At 43.8% G+C, this 18,590-nt stretch carries 20 protein-coding genes; 3 read left to right on the forward strand and 17 right to left on the reverse strand.

Features of this window, described 5'->3' with window-relative positions; translation table 11 throughout:
- Nucleotides 1-210: 210 nt before the first annotated feature.
- The 17 genes from nadA to aspS all read right to left on the reverse strand — a co-directional run bounded on the left by nadA (nucleotide 211) and on the right by aspS (nucleotide 15,706).
- Nucleotides 211-1,272 carry a quinolinate synthase NadA gene (gene nadA, locus Q8W40_RS01295; protein WP_305395549.1) on the reverse strand — a complete coding sequence of 354 codons (1,062 nt, stop codon included), beginning with the start codon at nucleotides 1,270-1,272 and terminating at the stop codon, nucleotides 211-213.
- Nucleotides 1,273-1,459: 187 nt separating this feature from the next.
- Nucleotides 1,460-2,239: a tol-pal system protein YbgF gene (ybgF, locus tag Q8W40_RS01300; RefSeq protein ID WP_305395550.1), complete on the reverse strand. Its 780-nt coding sequence runs from the start codon at nucleotides 2,237-2,239 to the stop codon at nucleotides 1,460-1,462.
- A gap of 13 nt (nucleotides 2,240-2,252) precedes the next feature.
- Nucleotides 2,253-2,789, reverse strand: coding sequence for a peptidoglycan-associated lipoprotein Pal (gene pal, locus Q8W40_RS01305; RefSeq protein WP_101112134.1), 537 nt, complete (start codon nucleotides 2,787-2,789; stop codon nucleotides 2,253-2,255).
- A 69-nt stretch (nucleotides 2,790-2,858) separates the two neighbouring features.
- On the reverse strand, nucleotides 2,859-4,211 hold the full coding sequence (tolB, locus tag Q8W40_RS01310) for a Tol-Pal system beta propeller repeat protein TolB (RefSeq protein WP_305395551.1): 1,353 nt from the start codon (nucleotides 4,209-4,211) through the stop codon (nucleotides 2,859-2,861).
- A 12-nt stretch (nucleotides 4,212-4,223) separates the two neighbouring features.
- Complete coding sequence (gene tolA / locus Q8W40_RS01315) at nucleotides 4,224-5,279, reverse strand: cell envelope integrity protein TolA (RefSeq protein ID WP_126607165.1); 1,056 nt, start codon at nucleotides 5,277-5,279, stop codon at nucleotides 4,224-4,226.
- An 18-nt stretch (nucleotides 5,280-5,297) separates the two neighbouring features.
- Nucleotides 5,298-5,738 carry an ExbD/TolR family protein gene (locus Q8W40_RS01320; RefSeq protein ID WP_305395552.1) on the reverse strand — a complete coding sequence of 147 codons (441 nt, stop codon included), beginning with the start codon at nucleotides 5,736-5,738 and terminating at the stop codon, nucleotides 5,298-5,300.
- Entirely contained in the window at nucleotides 5,738-6,424 is a 687-nt protein-coding gene (gene tolQ / locus Q8W40_RS01325) for a protein TolQ (RefSeq protein WP_305395553.1), read from the reverse strand. Before tolQ ends, Q8W40_RS01320 begins: the two co-directional genes overlap by 1 nt.
- The gene (gene ybgC, locus Q8W40_RS01330; RefSeq protein WP_305395554.1) at nucleotides 6,414-6,836 is read right to left on the reverse strand and encodes a tol-pal system-associated acyl-CoA thioesterase; all 423 of its coding nucleotides are present in this window, start codon (nucleotides 6,834-6,836) and stop codon (nucleotides 6,414-6,416) included. Before ybgC ends, tolQ begins: the two co-directional genes overlap by 11 nt.
- A gap of 150 nt (nucleotides 6,837-6,986) precedes the next feature.
- Nucleotides 6,987-7,295, reverse strand: a complete 309-nt coding sequence (gene ybgE / locus Q8W40_RS01335) for a cyd operon protein YbgE (RefSeq protein ID WP_126607166.1) — start codon at nucleotides 7,293-7,295, stop codon at nucleotides 6,987-6,989.
- A complete protein-coding gene (gene cydX, locus Q8W40_RS01340) occupies nucleotides 7,285-7,395 on the reverse strand; it encodes a cytochrome bd-I oxidase subunit CydX (RefSeq protein ID WP_004398540.1) in 111 nt (36 codons plus the stop codon). Before cydX ends, ybgE begins: the two co-directional genes overlap by 11 nt.
- A gap of 11 nt (nucleotides 7,396-7,406) precedes the next feature.
- Nucleotides 7,407-8,543: a cytochrome d ubiquinol oxidase subunit II gene (gene cydB, locus Q8W40_RS01345; RefSeq protein ID WP_305395555.1), complete on the reverse strand. Its 1,137-nt coding sequence runs from the start codon at nucleotides 8,541-8,543 to the stop codon at nucleotides 7,407-7,409.
- Between the two features lie 15 nt (nucleotides 8,544-8,558).
- Nucleotides 8,559-10,145: a cytochrome ubiquinol oxidase subunit I gene (gene cydA / locus Q8W40_RS01350; RefSeq protein ID WP_101112118.1), complete on the reverse strand. Its 1,587-nt coding sequence runs from the start codon at nucleotides 10,143-10,145 to the stop codon at nucleotides 8,559-8,561.
- Between the two features lie 504 nt (nucleotides 10,146-10,649).
- Nucleotides 10,650-11,663 carry a Holliday junction branch migration DNA helicase RuvB gene (gene ruvB / locus Q8W40_RS01355; protein ID WP_126607168.1) on the reverse strand — a complete coding sequence of 338 codons (1,014 nt, stop codon included), beginning with the start codon at nucleotides 11,661-11,663 and terminating at the stop codon, nucleotides 10,650-10,652.
- A gap of 21 nt (nucleotides 11,664-11,684) precedes the next feature.
- A complete protein-coding gene (gene ruvA / locus Q8W40_RS01360) occupies nucleotides 11,685-12,302 on the reverse strand; it encodes a Holliday junction branch migration protein RuvA (RefSeq protein ID WP_305395556.1) in 618 nt (205 codons plus the stop codon).
- 85 nt (nucleotides 12,303-12,387) lie between these two features.
- Entirely contained in the window at nucleotides 12,388-12,909 is a 522-nt protein-coding gene (ruvC, locus tag Q8W40_RS01365) for a crossover junction endodeoxyribonuclease RuvC (RefSeq protein WP_101112112.1), read from the reverse strand.
- Between the two features lie 137 nt (nucleotides 12,910-13,046).
- Nucleotides 13,047-13,790: a YebC/PmpR family DNA-binding transcriptional regulator gene (locus Q8W40_RS01370; RefSeq protein WP_101112110.1), complete on the reverse strand. Its 744-nt coding sequence runs from the start codon at nucleotides 13,788-13,790 to the stop codon at nucleotides 13,047-13,049.
- A 137-nt stretch (nucleotides 13,791-13,927) separates the two neighbouring features.
- Complete coding sequence (gene aspS / locus Q8W40_RS01375) at nucleotides 13,928-15,706, reverse strand: aspartate--tRNA ligase (protein ID WP_305395557.1); 1,779 nt, start codon at nucleotides 15,704-15,706, stop codon at nucleotides 13,928-13,930.
- Nucleotides 15,707-16,193: 487 nt separating this feature from the next.
- On the opposite strand from aspS, the gene Q8W40_RS01380 reads away from it, so the two are divergent.
- The 3 genes from Q8W40_RS01380 to Q8W40_RS01390 all read left to right on the forward strand — a co-directional run bounded on the left by Q8W40_RS01380 (nucleotide 16,194) and on the right by Q8W40_RS01390 (nucleotide 18,526).
- Nucleotides 16,194-17,039 (forward strand): transglycosylase SLT domain-containing protein, encoded by an 846-nt coding sequence (locus Q8W40_RS01380; RefSeq protein ID WP_305395558.1) that lies wholly within the window; start codon nucleotides 16,194-16,196, stop codon nucleotides 17,037-17,039.
- A 7-nt stretch (nucleotides 17,040-17,046) separates the two neighbouring features.
- Complete coding sequence (locus Q8W40_RS01385; protein ID WP_305395559.1) at nucleotides 17,047-17,466, forward strand: DUF5991 domain-containing protein; 420 nt, start codon at nucleotides 17,047-17,049, stop codon at nucleotides 17,464-17,466.
- Between the two features lie 193 nt (nucleotides 17,467-17,659).
- Complete coding sequence (locus tag Q8W40_RS01390; RefSeq protein WP_305395851.1) at nucleotides 17,660-18,526, forward strand: DUF72 domain-containing protein; 867 nt, start codon at nucleotides 17,660-17,662, stop codon at nucleotides 18,524-18,526.
- Nucleotides 18,527-18,590 lie beyond the last annotated feature (64 nt).

The raw sequence follows: 18,590 nt of genomic DNA on the forward strand, positions 1-18,590 counted from the left end.
AGTTCTAGAATCCACAGTTTTTGAGTAAACAGATCTTGAGCAAATAGCTCTGAAACAAATAGCTTTTAAACAAACCTTGCTAGAACTAAAAATGCCACGTGTATCGCGGCATTTTTCGTTTTTATCAGTGCTTATAAAGAGCTGTTGACCTAGGCTCTATAGCCTTAAGCTCTTTTAGACTCAAGTTATTTAGACTTAAGCTATTTAGACTTATGCATTACCTTTTACCTGCATATTGAGTTGCTCTGCGAAATCTAACATACGGTTTAATGGGATAAGAGACTTAACTCGAACGTCTTCATCAACAAAGATTTCGTGCTCTTTACCACCATCTGTTAACGCACTCTCAATCGCAGACAGACCATTCATTGCCATCCACGGGCAGTGAGCACAGCTACGACAAGTTGCACCAGCACCGGCAGTTGGCGCTTCGATAAGCTCTTTTTCAGGCACCAATTGCTGCATTTTAAAGAAGATACCTTTGTCTGTAGCAACAATCATTTGTTGATGCGGTAACTCTTTAGCTGACTTGATCAATTGGCTAGTTGAACCCACTGAATCGGCTAACTCTACAACGCTTGCCGGCGATTCTGGATGAACCAAAATAGCGGCATTTGGGTAGAGATTCTTCATCTTTTTCAATGCATCAGCAGAGAATTCATCATGTACGATGCACTCACCTTGCCAAAGCAACATGTCTGCACCTGTTTTGTTTGAAATATAAGAACCCAAGTGACGATCGGGCCCCCATATAATGGGTTTATCTTCTGCATCTAAGTGCTCGACAATTTCTAGCGCGATGCTTGAGGTCACTACCCAATCTGCGCGTGCTTTTACGGCAGCAGAGGTGTTGGCATAAACCACAACGGTATGATCAGGGTGGGCATCGCAGAATTCTGTGAATTTATCGGCAGGACAACCAAGATCAAGCGAGCATTCTGCTTCTAGATTTGGCATAAGAATGCGCTTTTCTGGTGTCAGGATTTTTGCTGACTCCCCCATAAAGCGCACGCCGCCAATGATCAATGTACTTGCGGGGTGTCGATTACCAAACTTCGCCATTTCCAAAGAATCGCCAACGAAGCCGCCAGTGGCTTCTGCTAACGCCTGAATTTCTGGGTCAGTATAGTAATGTGCAATCAATACCGCGTCTTTTTCCTTCAGCAACTTTTTGATATTTGTTATGTGTTGCTGCTTTTGATCTTCTGTTAGAGGAACGGGCTTTGGAGGAAAAGGGTATACGGTCTCAATTGTGTCTAAAATGTGGCTCATTGCTCTTGCTCTACGCAACTTCCAAGTAATCCGGGTATTGTATACCCAAACGGCTGCAAGCTTCCAGAGCCTAGATAGGCAAGTGATGAATTAGTTATTTCATTTTGATTGGAAGAAGAGTGTTGAGTCTAAAGAAAATCGAGAGGTTGGAAATAAGTCAGGGCCACTAAGTGACCCTGATATCTGTTTATTGCATCTGTTTTTTTGCCATATCAGCTGACGCACTTTGAGGGTATTCGCTGATAACTTGCTGGTAATATTTTATTGCTGCATCCGAATTTTTATTTCGCTTGGCAATGTCTCCAAGCTTGAGTAAAGCATCGGCACGCTTATTTGACTCTTTGTACGCCACAACTGAAGCAAAACTTTTTGCTGCGTCAACATCTTGCTTTTTCGCAAAATAAAGCTGACCTAACCAGTAATGAGTATTTGAGGCAAATTTAGAATCTGGGAAATCTTTTTGAAACTGCTTAAAAGCGGTGATTGCACCAGCGTAATCACGCTGTTTCAAAATCAAATCAACGGCATCCTGATAGGCGGTTTGCTCGTCTTTGTTTGTGCTGAACGTTCCAGAAGTTTCAGAGCCAGTCTCAGCCGCAACAACGGGCGCCTGTTGTAATTGCTGCCTCATGTTGTCCAGTTCAACGAATAACTCTCGTTGCCTTTCTAACATCTGCTTCATTTCGTAAGAATTACGTTCAACAATTCCACGCAACTCGCCTACGTCTGAGCTTAAGTCATCAATTTGCTGCTGCATTTGAATTTGGATTTTAGCGCGATTTTGTAATAAGCGCTCAAGACGCTGCACATCCGTCTCGTTAACAGACGATACCCTCGTAGAGGACGGGTTGGAAGTGGCGGTAGTGGTGCTATTGAGATCAGTTACTGGAGCTGGTGCGGCGAACGTTCCATTCGCCGCACTTGCCAGTAACATAAGCGATACAAGTCGCTTAGAGTTACTGAACATAGGAAAATTCCTATTAGTATACTAGTACAGCGCGACGGTTTTTAGCGTAAACGTCTTCGCTTTGACCTAGAAGTAGAGGGCGTTCTTCACCGAAGCTAATTACTTCGATTTGGTCTGCCTGAACACCTAGAGCTTGAAGGTATTTAGCGACTGCTTCAGCACGGCGCTCACCTAGTGCAATGTTGTACTCTGGAGTACCACGCTCATCAGCGTGACCTTCGATGCGTACTTTAAGTGCAGGGTCTTTACTGATGAATGCCGCGTGTGCCGCTAGCATATCTTCGTAATCAGACGAGATTGTTGAGTTATCAAACGCAAAGTAAACAGTCTGAGTTTCACGAAGTTGCGCTTCTTTGATCTCTTGCTCTGTTAGCTGAGATCCTGTCTCTAGTGGCGTTACTTCAGTAGTTGCTTCTTTTACCACTTGCTCAGTATTGTTTGTTTGAGAAGTAGTAGAAGCCTCTGCCGCTTTGTCGCTTGAGCTACATGCCGTAACAGCTAGTACTGGTAGCGCAATCAGAAGCCCTTTAAGAACTTTATTAAGTTGCATCTTTTTCTTCCTTATTTGTCCGAAACTTTGTTTTAACCGATTTGCCGAACTACATACAAATGGGTATTTCTACAAAAATGGTGACCAGGCGGGAGCTCTTACGCGCCCATTCGTTGCCGGTAATCTAGCTTTAAAGCGACCATCTATAGAGACCATAGAAAGTACATTCTTCTTCCTATACATGGAGCTGTAAATGACCATACCACCGTTTGGCGCAATACTTGGAGACTCGTCCAATTGTGTTTTTGTTAACACTTGTACGGCTCCTGTTTCCAAATCTTGCTTGGCCAAATTAAACCCGGAGTCGTTCCGATTAACCATAATCATGAACTTTCCATCAGGTGTGATTTGCCCACCCAAGTTCTGGCTGCCTTGCCAAGTTAGACGGTTGGTCGCACCGTCTAACAAATTTACTCGATATATCTGAGGTTTACCACCCCGATCCGAGGTAAATATTAGTGATTGCCCATCAGGATGCCAAAATGGTTCTGTATTATTTGCTCTACCTCTCGTTATTTGCTTCAACTTTCTAGTTTGCAAATCGAGAACGTTGACCTGAAGGCTTCCGGTTTTTGACAATACGATTGCCAGTTTTTTACCGTCTGGTGAGAATCTTGGCGCACCATTATGACGAGGGAATGACGTGAGCTTCTCACGTTTACCGGAATAGATATCCATTAAGAAAATTTCAGCACGTCCATTTTGAAAGCTAACATACGCAAGCTGACGAGCATCTGGAGACCAAGCTGGAGACATCAATGGCTGTTTTGAACGCAATACTAAGCGTTCATTATAACCATCATAGTCTGCAATTCTGAGCTGGTAAGGAAATTTCTCTTTATCATTAATAACAACATACGCAATACGCGTTAAGAATGCACCTTTTTCACCAGTTAGCTGCTCGTATACAAGATCAGAGATTCGGTGTGCATATTCACGTAATCTTGGACCTGGAACCGTAGCGCGCTTATTAAATAAAACATGGTCCTTTGATAGTACAAGCTCGCCTGTATCACTTAGGGCTTTGCTTTGCCCACTCGTCAATTGACCACGTACAACATCAACAAGCTGGTATTCAATGAGATAGTTACCGTCGGCTTTTTTGGTCACCGACCCAGTAAGCAAAGCATCAACACCAAGAGCTGTCCAAGACGAGAAGTCGACATCGACATCGGAATAAGGCGTTTGAGGCATTTTGTTAGGAGCAACTGGGCTAAATTTACCGCTGCGCTGAAGATCAGAGGATATAACCGCGCTGATATCGTGAGGTAACTTACCCTCACCTTCCCATTTGAATGGAATGATGGCAATCGGTCGAGCCGAATCAATGCCATCCGTGATCACCAACTCTAAAGCGGCGTTGGCTACATTCGCCATGCTGGTAAACAGCACCAGCAGTCCTAGTAAAAGGCGTTTAGTCACTTCTTAGTCCTTTTAATCCAATTCAACAGTTAGATTGATATTCTTTAGCTCTTCTGCCACATCTTTGTCGCTTGGGACAGGGAAAGAGCCAACTTGCGCAATCGCACTTTTGGTTGCGGTACACACGCGAGAGTCACCGCCTAATACTTTAACGCCATTAACAATAGCATTGTTACCGGTATGTATTAGGCGCATATTGACTTTACACGACTTTCCCACAAATGAGTCATCCCTCAATAGTCGACTCTGAATAAGTTGCTTATAAATTGCGCCATATCTCTGTACTTCGCTGACAACATGCTGCTGTTTTGCAGCAGAATTTTGAGAAACTTCACTTTCAAGACCAGCAAAGATGTCGTTTAGAGCAGCTTCTTGCTCTTTTCGTTCCCTTTCAAGGCGCTCTAAACGTTCTTTTTCTTTTTTAGCTTTCTCAGCGGCTTCTTTCGCGGCTTTTTCTTTCGCTATGCGGTCTGCCTCTGCCTTCTTAGCTGCTTCACGCTCACGTTTGGCTTTTTCTTCTGCTTCTTTGGCCGCTTTTTCTCTCGCAACCCTTTCTTGTTCAGCTTTGGCTATAGCAGCTTCTTTTTTAACTCGCTCTGCCTCTGCTTTTTTCACCGCTTCTTCTTTGGCTTTACGTTCTGCCTCAGCTTTAGCGACACGCTCACGTTCTTTGTTTGCTCTTTGTTCTGCAGCCTTACGCTCTTGTTCTTTCTTCTGGCGCGCTTTTTCTGCTTCTCTCGCGGCCTTTTCTGCCTTGGCTTTTTCTTGCTTGAGCTTTCGAATTCGCTCTTCTTCAGCTTTTCGATTTTTCTCTAGCTGCTCGCTTTGCTTTCTTAATTTATCTAAGCGCTCTTCTTCAGCGCGTTGAGCGGCTTCTCTTTGCTGTCTTATTTCTCGAGCTTGCTGTTGAACCATTTTTGGATCAATCACAACCGCCTGAACCATATTGCCTGTTGTGTCCTTCTTTGGCTCGGAAAAGTCCGCGCCCCATAGAAGTCCCCCAATAAGCACTACGTGCAAAACGGCGGATACAATGATTGCTGAGGTATAGTTGTTCTTATTTTTCATCGATGAACCGATGCGTCCCTATCTTAAATCCGTCAGCAAACCCACTTTAGGGATGCCTGCTCGGCTTAACTCATCCAATACCAATACGACTTCAGCATATGGGGTGGCGGCGTCGCCTCCCACTGCAACTGGAGAATCTGGCGCAAGAGATATTTCAGCTTTCACTCGAACAATTATGTCTTCCAAACTAAGACCGCGAATAACGTCTTCATCGTTCACGCTGAGCCCTAATTGCCCATCTTTGTCTATTTCTACAATGATAAAGCTCGCTTCGCTGTCTCCTGCTAAGTCAGACGCAGGCTGCGCTGTTGTTGTTTTTGGCAACTCAACTTCGACGCCTTGCGTAACAAACGGCGACGTCACCATAAAGATAATTAGAAGTACCAGCATAACGTCGATATAAGGTACGACGTTAATCTCTGCCGTCAGCTTTCTTTTCTTACGCTGGTAACCTGCCATTACTGTTCCTTACCAGCGATAGCCTGACGGTGCAAAATACTGTGGAATTCTTCCGAGAATGTTGCGTAGGTGTGCTCTAGTTTCGACACCTGATTGCTGAAGCGGTTGTACGCCATAACAGCAGGAATCGCAGCAAAAAGCCCCATTGCTGTTGCGATCAGCGCTTCTGCTATACCAGGGGCTACCATAGCAAGCGTCGCTTGTTTGACTTCACCAAGCGCTATAAAGGCATGCATAATGCCCCAAACCGTACCAAATAACCCGATGTAAGGAGTAATTGAGCCTACGGTTGCTAAAAACGGCAAGCTTTGTTCCAACTCGTCCACTTCACGAGCAACGGCAACTCGCATCGTTCTACCCGTTCCTTCCATCACAAATTCAGGAGAAGTACCAGGGGAGCGGCGTAACTTTGCAAACTCGGTAAAGCCCAAATAGAAAATTTGTTGGGTTCCACCAATGTTATCTTTTCGAGCTTTCACTTCTTGATAAAGCTGAGAAAGGTCTACACCCGACCAAAATTTATCTTCAAATCGGTCTGCGTCTTTTAATGCTTCTTTTAAAATTTTGCTGCGCTTAATAATCATCGCCCAAGAAACCACTGACATACCGAGTAAAGTCAGCATCACGAGCTTTACGAGTAAACTTGCTTGTAAGAAAAGATCTAAAATTGAAATATCAGCTGTCACTGTCTATTAACTCCGCAGTCATTGAGCTTGGGATTGCCTGAGGCTTCATTGTTTTTGTGTTAACGAATGCTACCTTAACTGTTGCTCGACACAATGTCTTGCCGTCAGGATTAACTAACTCCTGACAAAATACCAAGGAAGCACGCCTTAATTCAGAAATTGATGTTCTTACTGTCAATTGGTCGTCCAATCTTGCGCCTTGTAGAAAATCCATTTCAACATGACGTATAACAAAACCGAAGTTTTCAGTAAGAAGTCTTTGTTGACAGACTCCGAGCGATCTCAGAAGTTCCGTTCTAGCACGTTCAAAGTAGTTAAGATAATTAGAATGGTATACCAAACCACCCGCATCAGTGTCTTCGTAATAAATTCGAATAGACCACTCAAAGATGCGCGTAAATTCCCCTTTCACCAAGACACCAATCACAAAAAATATAAAACGTAACTATACCTTATGTTGTGACTTCGTCAGGAAAAATAAAGGGATTTTTTGTGGTTAACACCAAAAAAACGAGAGCAGTTGTCTGATAACTGCTCTGAGAGGCGAATGTTTAAGCACGAGCTATACAACAAAGCGCACTAGAGTAAAGTAAGTGAGGGCTGCGATTGATAAATAGGGGCTAAAGTAAATCTGCCAAACCCAATGCCTTGGTTTAAACCCTATTCCATAGACCATGCTAGAGCATACGCTGTAGATAAACAGCGGCCCTAAAAATGCACTAAAGCCACCAATCTCTTCTGCATATTGGTTTGGCTCCCACATAAAGAGCCCCACATTGCCAAACGCCAACAATAAGGAAAGAGCCCGTAAAAGGGCTCTGTCCATAGGTTTGTGGAGCTCAGCGACTTTGTCTGCTAAGTTATTCTTCACTGTCCTTATCCATCATTTCTGTGTGCTCTAGCCAAAGAGCATTGATGATGCCAAACGCGCACGCCAGCAATACACCCAAGATCCATGCAAAATACCACATAGTAATGCTCCTTAGTAAAGTGAGTTTTTGTTTTCTTCAATGAACTTCGAATCAAGACGACCAAACATTTTGTAGTACGTCCATGATGTGTAGCCCAGAATAATAGGCACCATTACAAAAGCGACGCCAGTCATCAGATTCAGTGTCAACTCACTTGAAGTAGAATCCCACATCGTCAGACTGTGGTTTGGTACTTCATTAGACGGCATAACAAATGGGAACATAGCAAAACCTGCGGTAAGAATGACACCCGCATTGGTTAGGCTTGATGTTAAGAACGCAAGCCCCCCTTTTTCAAAGCGAGATGCAATGATCGCTAGCAATGGCATGACCACACCAATAACAGGTGCTACCCACATCAATGGGTACTTCTCAAAGTTAAGCATCCACGCCCCTTCTTTAACTTCCACCACTTTGTTCAATGGATTAGATTGAGCCGCAATGTCCAGCCCACTAACAACAACGTAGCCATCCATGTTTTGTACCCAGAAACCAGCACCAACAAATGTAACAATGACTAACGCACCTGAAATTTGAGCGACAAAGCGAGCTCTGTCATGCACTGAGTCGGTGGTTTTCATCTGAAGCCATGTTGCACCTTGCATCACAATCATCGATAAGCTAACCACACCGCAAAGCAAAGCAAATGGGTTCAAAAGACCGAAGAACGAACCGTGATACGTTGGCATTAAGAATTCACTCAACTTGAATGGAACACCCTGAAGCAAGTTACCAAATGCGACACCAAAGATTAGAGGAGGCACGAAGCCACTGATTGAAATGGCAATATCCCAAGACTTTCGCCATTTTGGATCTTCAATCTTTGAACGGTAATCCAAGCCGACTGGACGCAACCATAAGGCGGCCAGTGTCACAACCATTGCTAGGTAGAACCCAGAGAACGAGGTGGCGTATACCAAAGGCCAAGCGGCAAACAAGGCACCACCAGCGGTGATCAGCCAAACTTGGTTGCCATCCCAATGTGGTGCAATTGAGTTAATCATGACACGACGTTCTGTGTCGTTTTTGCCGATGACAGGAACCAGCGCACCCACGCCCATGTCGAATCCATCGGTAATTGCGAAGCCAATAAAGAGGACACCAATCAGTACCCACCAAATGAATCGCAAGATTTCGTAATCAAACATCTTAAATCTCCTTGCTTAAGCTTCTACTTGGCGACCGACTTTGTCTTCGATCGAGTCTGCATTCTGTTCAAAGTGGTAACGACCCGTTTTCAGGCTACTAGGACCTTTACGAGCAAACTTCACCATTAAGTAAACTTCAGCAATCAAGAAAACCGTATACAGAGCAAGAATCACAAACAATGACGTCCAGATTTCTGCTGCCGTCAGGGCCGATGCAGCGACATGTACAGGTAATATCTCACCTACTGCCCATGGCTGACGACCATACTCAGCAACAAACCATCCTGCTTCGATAGCAATCCATGGCAGTGGAATACTGAATAGCGCTGCTTTAAGAATCCAAGGTTTCTGTTCAATTCTTTGGCGACAAGTTTGAACAAACGCTGCACCAAATACGAATAACATGATAAAGCCACACGCAACCATGATTCGGAACGACCAGAACAATGGCCATACAGTAGGAATAGAATCATCGGCTGCTGCTTGAATTTGGCTTTCAGTCGCATCAGTCACGTTTTCAGTGTATCGCTTCAGAAGTAAGCCATAACCCAAATCGCCCTTCACTTCATCGAACGCCGCTAAATTGGATTCTGAACGCTCGCCTGCACGAAGCTTTTCAAGAAGTTCATACGCATACATACCGCTGCGAATACGATCAACGTGGTCATCACGCAATTCACGTAAACCTGTCACTTGTTCATCAAAAGAACGCGTTGCGATAATACCCATTACGTAAGGGATCTTAATGGCGTAATCTGTTTCCATGGTTTCCTGATTTGGCAAACCAAATACAGTAAAGGCCGCAGGCGCAGGCTCTGTGTGCCACTCGGCTTCAACAGCAGCCAGTTTTACTTTCTGAACTTCGCCCAACTCGTAGCCAGACTCATCTCCAAGAACAATCGTAGATAAGATTGCAGCCATACCGAACGAAGCGGCAATGGCAAACGAGCGGCGAGCGAAAGCGACGTCACGCCCTTTCAATAGATAGTAAGCACTGATACCAAGTACAAACATCGCGCCACAGGTATAGCCTGAAGCCACAGTATGTACGAACTTAACTTGAGCAACTGGATTTAAGACAACTTCAGAAAAGCTCACCATTTCCATACGCATGGTTTCGAAATTGAACTCAGCACCAACTGGGTTTTGCATCCAGCCATTGGCGACGAGAATCCAAAGAGCAGAGAAATTCGAACCTAATGCTACTAGCCAAGTCACGACTAAATGCTGTCGCTTAGATAGCCTGTCCCAACCAAAGAAGAAAAGACCGACAAAAGTGGACTCTAAAAAGAAAGCGACGAGAGCTTCAATGGCTAGTGGTGCACCAAATATGTCACCAACATAGTGGGAGTAATAGGACCAGTTAGTACCAAACTGGAATTCCATTGTGAGACCGGTTGCGACACCGAGAGCAAAGTTAATACCAAAAAGCTTACCCCAGAACTTTGTCATGTCCTTGTAGATTTGCTTGTCGGTCATTACATAGAGCGATTCCATTATGGCAAGCAGGAAAGCCATACCTAAAGTCAATGGAACGAATAGGAAGTGATACATCGCGGTGAGTGCAAATTGCAACCGCGACAGATCAACTACATCAATCATGGTAACTCCTTTCGTGTCGGCTGAGTGACACCGATACACATTGCAGCGTATATTGGGTTACTCGGTTGAAACAATAAATAACAAGCAACGTAAAATGTTGCGAAATAGCTGCTTATTGTTGCAATCCTGTACCCAAATGGTTAGTTTATTGTTAAGTATCAGCTAATATAGCTTGGGCTAATATTAGCGATAAAATCAGTATGTTTCAAAAGATTTATGGCACAGATCTGCTTTGATTTAGGTCAAAAACCAAAGGTTAATGGCGATTAAAAAACAACCAAATTGATCTATATCAATCAAGGTAGGATTTCTTGAGTAAGTTATGTTGATATAGATCACATTAACCATATTCGGAGGGAAATTACGTGCTAGATTCTTATTCCAAAATGTTCTGAAAGAAACTGCAAAAAATTTGTGGCACGTCGAAAAAGTTGGTTCTTTGGAAGGGGAAGTTGTCGCAAGTGCCAACTTTCTAATGATGGCACTGTACGTAATTTAATGTTGTTATTTTGTTGGATTATCGAACCCAAAGTGTAAATATGCTCGACTTGTTGCGATTCTGCCTCTAGGCGTTCTTTGCAAATAGCCTTGTTGTATTAAATACGGCTCGATTACGTCTTCTATCGTGTCTTTTTCTTCACCAATGGCCGCTGCTAAGTTATCTAAACCTACTGGTCCACCCGTAAATTTTTCCATAATGGCAAGCAGTAGCTTACGATCCATGTAGTCAAAGCCTTGGCTGTCCACATCGAGCATGTTCAATGCTTTATCAGCAATGTCACTGCATATATGTCCATCGCCTTTTACTTCAGCATAGTCGCGCACACGCCTTAGTAGGCGGTTTGCAATACGCGGCGTACCACGAGCGCGTCTAGCCACTTCCAAAGCCCCTTCTGGCTCCATAGAAAGGTTTAAGCAATTTGCACTGCGCTGCACAATGTTTTTCAAATCTTTTACGTTGTAGTACTCCAGCCGTTGAACAATACCAAAGCGATCACGTAGAGGCGAAGTGAGTGAGCCCGCTCGCGTAGTTGCACCTATCAAGGTGAAAGGGGGTAAATCAATTTTTATGGAGCGAGCCGCCGGTCCCTCTCCAATCATGATATCGAGCTGGTAGTCTTCCATGGCTGGGTACAGTACCTCTTCAACGACTGGGCTCAACCGATGAATTTCATCGATGAAGAGCACGTCATTTTCTTCGAGATTTGTCAGAAGTGCAGCGAGATCGCCCGCCTTTTCTAATACTGGACCAGATGTGGTGCGAATATTCACCTCCATTTCGTTGGCGACAATATTCGCAAGTGTGGTTTTACCTAACCCTGGAGGACCAAATATCAATAGATGATCAAGGGCTTCACTTCTCAGTTGCGCCGCTTTAATAAAGATTTCCATTTGGTTACGAACATGGTCCTGACCTTGGTAATCTTCAAGTTTTTTAGGGCGTATCGCCCTGTCAATCACATCTTCTTCTTTGAAGGTTGGGTTTTCCGGCGCAATTAGGCGGTCTGCTTCGATCATAAATATCTACTATTTTGAAAGTTATACCATCGATTTTAAAGCTTCACGAATAAGCTCTTCACTGCTCATTCCTGACTTGGCAATCTGCGAAACGACTTTAGAAGCCATTTGTGGTTTATATCCTAAGGCAAGCAACGCACTGATCGCTTCTTCTTCTGCGTTTTGTTCGTTATTTTGTGGTGCAGAATCTATAGGTGCAGCATCGGTAGCAGGTGTAAATAGGTCACCAGCTCCCCACCCTTTAAGCCTATCCTTCATTTCAACAACAAGGCGCTCTGCGGTTTTTTTACCGACTCCTGGTAGCTTAACCAAAGTGGAAATATCTTCACGCTCCACACATGAAACAAATTGGCTTGCTGTCATGCCCGACAAGATCCCTAAACCCAGTTTAGGTCCAACACCGTTGGCTTTGATTACTTCACGGAATAAAGCACGCTCTTTCACTGTATTAAACCCGTAAAGCAGTTGAGCGTCTTCTCGTACCACAAAATGAGTGTAGATGATGGCTTCTTCACCCACTTTAGGAAGCTCATAAAAACAGCTCATTGGCATTTGTATTTCATACCCTACGCCAGAAACTTCAATCAATAGTTCTGGTGGCTGCTTCTCTATCAAAATACCGCGAAGGCGTCCGATCACAATCTTGTCCTATGGAATAAAATTCAGTGAAAATGATAATAATGGATTACTGGATGGATAGCCAGTTCAATCAATTTTGGGAGGATTACCGATATCGCCCTTTTTTGGCACTTGTGGCTTTACCCGCAAGCGCTACAAGCGTTTTATTCGTATTGGCATGGCATATCGCCACACCTAACGCATCAGCGGCGTCCGCTTGAGGTTTTGCAGGTAGTTTAAGCATACTCGTGACCATGTGCTGAACTTGAGATTTGTCTGCACCACCTGTTCCCACAACAGCTTGCTTAATAAGACGGGCTGCATATTCATAAACGGGTAAGTCGGCATTCACTGCTGCCACAATTGCACTTCCACGTGCTTGCCCAAGCTTCAGCGCTGAATCGGCGTTTTTCGCCATAAATACTTGCTCAATAGCAAATACGTCAGGTTGAAACTGAGTAATAATTTCGGTCACGCCTGCGTAGATCTGTTTTAATCGACTCGGCAAATCGTCATGCGAAGTGCGAATACAGCCGCTCCCCAAATAGTGAAGGTGCCTACCCTGCTGACGGATCACTCCGTAGCCAGTAATGCGAGATCCTGGATCAATACCAAGAATTATCGACATAAAAGTTTCCCATATAAAAAGGACTGCCACGATGTACGTTTTCAAATACGGGCGGCTTTTCTTTTACCAATACGTTTATATCCGCATTGTGCACGCCCACATACCTTTCCTTTACGCACATCACGCCTTTGCGAAGTTTAGAGCGTGGCTGCAACCTCATCTGAAATATCACCGTTATGATAGACCTCTTGGACATCATCCAAATCTTCAAGCGCATCAATCAAACGTAAAAGTTTCGGGGCGGTATCAGCATCGAGATCAGCTTTGGTTGACGGTATTAGCGACACTTCAGCATTTGCAGCCTCGAAGCCTGCTGAATCCAAGGCATCTTTTACATCACCAAAATCTGCAGGATCTGTGTACACATCAATTGCGCCATCAGCCCCTGTTTCAATGTCGTCGGCACCACCTTCTAACGCGGCTTCCATTACTTCGTCTTCATCCAGACCTGGCGCGTACGAGATAACACCCTTCTTATCAAAAAGATAGTTCACGCTTCCGTCAGTGCCTAAGTTACCACCCGCTTTAGAAAAAGCATGTCGCACGCCCGAAACAGTTCGATTTCGGTTATCTGTCATGCATTCGACCATAACGGCCGTTCCACCAGGTCCATAACCTTCGTAGATGACGGTTTCCATATTATCGTCACCTTCACCACCAGCACCTCGGCTAACGGCACGGTTAACTGTGTCTCGCGTCATGTTGTTAGATAGAGCTTTATCAATAGCCGCACGAAGCCTAGGATTGTTTTCAGGCTCACCACCGCCTTCTTTTGCTGATACAACGATTTCTCGGATCAACTTAGTAAAGATTTTTCCTCGTTTGGCATCTTGCGCCGCTTTACGGTGACGAATGTTCGCCCATTTACTGTGACCAGCCATAATTCACCTTTTATGTTAGTGGAATACTCAGACGCTGCATTTATGTGCCACATAAGATTCATCTAAGTGTTCTGGATATATCTTCATTAAAACAAAAACTCCCGCAATTGCGGGAGTTTTCATTCATTTATTTGCGCTTACTCGGCGTCTTTTTCTTTTGCTACCGTTACCGCAATCGCTAGCTCATCCAAAGCTGCTGGGTTAGCTAAGCTTGGTGCATCCGTTAGTAGACACGCTGCTGCCGTCGTTTTAGGGAATGCAATCACGTCACGGATATTTTCCGTTCCACACAACAACATAACCAAACGGTCTAGACCAAATGCTAAGCCAGCATGCGGAGGCGTACCGAATTTAAGTGCATCCAGCAAGAATCCAAACTTCAAGCGTTGCTCGTCTGCATCGATGCCCAAAATATCAAATACGGTCGCTTGCATTTCTGCATTATGAATACGAACAGAGCCACCGCCCACTTCGTAGCCATTAATGACCATATCGTATGCATTTGAGTTTGCTGCGGCAGGGTTCGCTTTCAATTCTTGTGCTGTCACACCCAGGGGAGAAGTGAACGGGTGGTGCATGGCATGTAGGTTACCTTCGCCATCTTCTTCAAACATTGGGAAGTCGACAACCCACAGTGGTGCCCAAGCAGATTCATTGGTTAATTCTAAATCTTTACCCAACTTCAAACGAAGTGCGCCCATCGCTTCCGCAACCGTGTTCGCTTTGTCTGCACCAAACAGGATGATGTCGCCCGTTTCTGCGCCAGTACGCTCTAGAATGCCACTGATGACTTCTTCACTTAGGAACTTAGCCACTGGAGACTGAATGCCTTCCATACCAGCTGCGCGATCGTTCACTTTCATCCACGCCAAACCTTTCGCGCCGTAGATACCAACGAACTCACCGTACCCGTCGATTTGCTTACGAGTTAGCTTAGCACCACCAGGAACACGTATTACAGCAACACGACCTTTTTCATCGTTCGCAGGACCAGAGAAAACTTTGAATTCAACGTCTTTCACTAGATCGGCTACGTCAACCAATTCAAGCGGGTTACGCAAATCAGGTTTATCAGAACCAAAACGACGAATCGCTTCACTAAACGGCATAATTGGGAATTCACCCAAATCTACGTTCAGTAGCTCTTGCCACATATCGCGAACCATTTTTTCAGTCGTTGCACGAACTTCATCCGCACTCATGAACGAAGTTTCGATATCTATTTGGGTAAATTCAGGCTGACGATCCGCTCGCAAGTCTTCATCACGGAAACACTTAACGATTTGGTAGTAGCGATCAAAACCCGACATCATCAGAAGCTGCTTAAACAGCTGAGGTGACTGAGGTAAAGCGTAGAAGCTGCCTTTGTGTACACGGCTAGGAACAAGGTAGTCACGAGCACCTTCAGGTGTTGCTTTTGTCAGCACTGGCGTTTCAATGTCTAGGAAACCATTGTCATCTAGGAAGCGGCGAACAAAGCTAGAAGCTTTTGCACGCAATTTGATGCGATCGCTCATTTCAGGGCGACGTAGGTCCAAGTAACGGAACTTCAAACGCTGCTCTTCAGAGTTATTCTGGTTGAAGTCCAATGGAAGCACATCGCTTCGGTTGATGATTTCCAAGCCTTTCGCCAGAATCTCAACTTCGCCTGTCGCCATGTCTTTGTTAATTTGGCTGTCTGGACGAGCGCGAACTTCACCCGTCAATTTGATGCAAAATTCATTACGCAACTGGTTAGCTACTTCGTAAGCATCTGCCATATCCGGGTCTACGACTACCTGAACTACACCTTCACGATCTCGCATATCAATGAAGATAAGACCGCCTAAATCACGGCGACGGTTTACCCAGCCGCACAGTTCTACAGTTTGCCCTGCAAGGTACTTGTTCAGGTGACCACAATAATGGGTACGCATAATGAATTTCCCAATCTCTAATTAGTTATCAATTTCTAAGCTGCCGATGCTTGATATTATCGACAGTGCAAAGTGCCATTTATACGCGTAATGTTCACATAAATCGACCATTACACACACAATTCATTGTGTTTTATCTTGCCTTGCTACTTTTTTAGGCAGATCTCGCCTAAAAACGACAAAACAGTAAAAAATTTGGGGCCGATTATAGCGCGAAAATTTCGCTAAACCCAATCCAAATAGCTTAGATTCAAGAACACGAAATCGACCTTCAGTACAGCTCTAACTATGAATAACTAGAATCAGCCCTAAATTTTCTAATTATTGAATAAGCTAAGAAGACCGATTAAAAATAAGTAGTTATAGAAAATTACATTTCAAACAGTTACAAGTTTAATAGACGTAGCTTCTAATTCTTAATTTACATGAAGAAATTGAATTTGATTTTTTGTAGATTTTTGATTCTTACTATAAGTGGATGATAAAAATGCAAATTTCAAATTCTGTTGGTTTAAAAGGAACCAATAGGAAAGCCGATGTAGAAAACGTCCAGGAAGCATTGAATCGTGCATCTCTAGGACCACTAAGCTTACTCAGTATTGATGGGAAATGCGGACCCAATACTCGACACCGAATTTATTGGTTTCAAAAGGAAATACTGAAATATCGTAAACCAGATTCATTGATAGACACAAAAGGAAAAACATGGAAAGCACTTTCTCTATTCCTAGCTAAACCTAAAGAGCAAGCTAAAGGGTTTGCTTCTTTGTTTAATACAAAACATTATGAAAAGGTAGAACCCAAGGTATCACTCAGCCCACTTAGACGGACTATAGCTTGGGGAGCGAAAGTCTCACCTGATTTTAAGAATAAGGTTGTGCTAGTTTGTAAAGAGCTAGGAATAAATCCCGACTTTTTAATGGCTTGTATGGCATTTGAAACTGGGGAAACATTCAGCCCAAAAATTAAAAACGCTGCTGGCAGCGGGGCTACCGGACTAATCCAATTTATGCCGTCAACAGCTAAGGGGCTGGGAACCACTACGGAAAAACTAGCCAGAATGACGCCAGTAAAACAACTAGACTATGTTAAAAAATATTTTTGGCCATACAGGAATCGCATAAAGAAATTGGAAGATGTTTACATGGCGATCTTGTATCCAGCCGCTATTGGTAAACCCACATCACATGCTTTATTTAAGAAAGGTACCATAGCCTACAAGCAAAACTCAGGATTTGACAAAAATAAAGACGGAAATATAACTCTGAGTGAGATTTCTATCAAAGTCTCTCAGAAGTATCACAAAGGGCTAAAATCGGGCTACATAGGCTAAACAAACAATGAATTGGATTCTAGGTATATTACTTTCAGCGAGTTTCGCTTCATCTGCTTCAGTTTCTTATGAGTGGGATGGAACTTATGGTTGCGAGCTTGATATGGGAAAAAGTAATTCTGGACTGAACACATGGTCAGAATATGAACTTAAAATTGAAAACAACAGTTGTTCTCTTACAATTTTAGGCTTTCAAACGAATGAAAGCATCACATGTCAGAGTCTACTAGTCGATAACACACTGAATATTCTATTCACTTCATATACTGATGGAAGTATCAAAAATCTCTATGGTGTTCAGGTATATAAGGTAAATGAAAGTCTAGTACAGTTGACCAAAGAAAATAATGAAATCCTTACTGAATGGAAGTCTCTATGGCCAGGAGAGCCTGTAAATCGTCGCCATAAGTGCTTCGATAAATCTTAAAAGAGTAGCTACCAATTCTCGGTAGCTGTTACTGTAACTATGTTTATTCTACCCAAATGATATAGTTATCACACAAACTGAGGGGAAAACTTTATCATCTTACTGATTGGGTATGCAGCATTTGTTCTAAGGAACATTTATGCTCAGAGTATATTTAGGGTTAAACGATCTTAAACATAGGACATCACTGGATATGGGCACCTTGCCAATAAGATTAGGATTAACCATGTGGTCTCACAATGCATGGCAGGCGGGGTTTTATGGCAGTGGGACTCAGAACTCGGAAAGGCTGGAGAAATACGCTCGGGTGTTTCATACCGTAGAAGGCAACACAACGTTTTACGCTACGCCTTCTGATTCCACAGTTCAAAATTGGAAAGCCGCTACCCATGATGACTTTCGATTTACTTTTAAGCTCCCTAAAAGCATCACTCATGTACATAAGCTTCATGGGTGCGAAGCACTGCTAAAAGAATTCATGAGCGTGATGGAACCGATACATCACCGTGTCGGTATGTGGACGATTCAGCTTCCTGCACACTTCAACCCACGCGATTTACCAGCCCTTAAATCCTTTTGCCGTCTATTTCCCAAGGGCTTCCCTCTTGGCGTTGAAGTCAGGCATTTAGAGTTTTTCAATAAAGGGAAAGAAGAGCAGGAGTTGAATCGCTGGCTTTATGAGGAAGGGATAGACCGAATTATCATGGATAGCCGACCCGTGCATTCCGCGGCGCCAGTCTCTGATGCCGTTATTGATGCCCACAAGAAGAAACCAAAGGTGCCGGCTCATGCGGTCTCTACTGCCTCACATCCAATGATTCGCTTTATCGGTCATCCTGAATTAGAGGCTAACCTTCCTTTCTTTCAACCTTGGCTAGCTAAGATCCCAAGTTGGATTGCTGAAGGAAAACAACCTTATTTGATGATCCATACGCCAGACAATATTGACGCACCAGAATTTGCTCGCGCGCTATACGGAATATTACAAAAACAAACAGAGTTACCTGAACTCGCGGCTTCCCCTGCTTTCGCTGATAACAAACAAATCAGTATGTTTTGATGTTTTTAAAACCCTTGGTGACAGAAAGGCAAATATTTCTTAGAATACGCCCCTTTTTTAAGAT

This window comes from Vibrio penaeicida (genome assembly GCF_030689305.1).
In the GTDB taxonomy this organism is placed as follows: Bacteria; Pseudomonadota; Gammaproteobacteria; order Enterobacterales; family Vibrionaceae; genus Vibrio; species Vibrio penaeicida_B.

Bases quoted from the DNA above. Each gene is read 5' to 3' on its own strand.
- tolA (WP_126607165.1), bottom strand. From the start codon at position 5,279: ATGAAAAATAAGAACAACTATACCTCAGCAATCATTGTATCCGCCGTT.
- cydB (WP_305395555.1), bottom strand. From the start codon at position 8,543: ATGTTTGATTACGAAATCTTGCGATTCATTTGGTGGGTACTGATTGGT.
- Q8W40_RS01370 (WP_101112110.1), bottom strand. From the start codon at position 13,790: ATGGCTGGTCACAGTAAATGGGCGAACATTCGTCACCGTAAAGCGGCG.
- ybgF (WP_305395550.1), bottom strand. From the start codon at position 2,239: ATGTTCAGTAACTCTAAGCGACTTGTATCGCTTATGTTACTGGCAAGT.
- pal (WP_101112134.1), bottom strand. From the start codon at position 2,789: ATGCAACTTAATAAAGTTCTTAAAGGGCTTCTGATTGCGCTACCAGTA.
- Q8W40_RS01390 (WP_305395851.1), top strand. From the start codon at position 17,660: ATGGGCACCTTGCCAATAAGATTAGGATTAACCATGTGGTCTCACAAT.
- cydA (WP_101112118.1), bottom strand. From the start codon at position 10,145: ATGATTGATGTAGTTGATCTGTCGCGGTTGCAATTTGCACTCACCGCG.
- Q8W40_RS01385 (WP_305395559.1), top strand. From the start codon at position 17,047: ATGAATTGGATTCTAGGTATATTACTTTCAGCGAGTTTCGCTTCATCT.
- ruvC (WP_101112112.1), bottom strand. From the start codon at position 12,909: ATGTCGATAATTCTTGGTATTGATCCAGGATCTCGCATTACTGGCTAC.
- nadA (WP_305395549.1), bottom strand. From the start codon at position 1,272: ATGAGCCACATTTTAGACACAATTGAGACCGTATACCCTTTTCCTCCA.
- aspS (WP_305395557.1), bottom strand. From the start codon at position 15,706: ATGCGTACCCATTATTGTGGTCACCTGAACAAGTACCTTGCAGGGCAA.
- ruvB (WP_126607168.1), bottom strand. From the start codon at position 11,663: ATGATCGAAGCAGACCGCCTAATTGCGCCGGAAAACCCAACCTTCAAA.
- Q8W40_RS01380 (WP_305395558.1), top strand. From the start codon at position 16,194: ATGCAAATTTCAAATTCTGTTGGTTTAAAAGGAACCAATAGGAAAGCC.
- Q8W40_RS01320 (WP_305395552.1), bottom strand. From the start codon at position 5,738: ATGGCAGGTTACCAGCGTAAGAAAAGAAAGCTGACGGCAGAGATTAAC.
- cydX (WP_004398540.1), bottom strand. From the start codon at position 7,395: ATGTGGTATTTTGCATGGATCTTGGGTGTATTGCTGGCGTGCGCGTTT.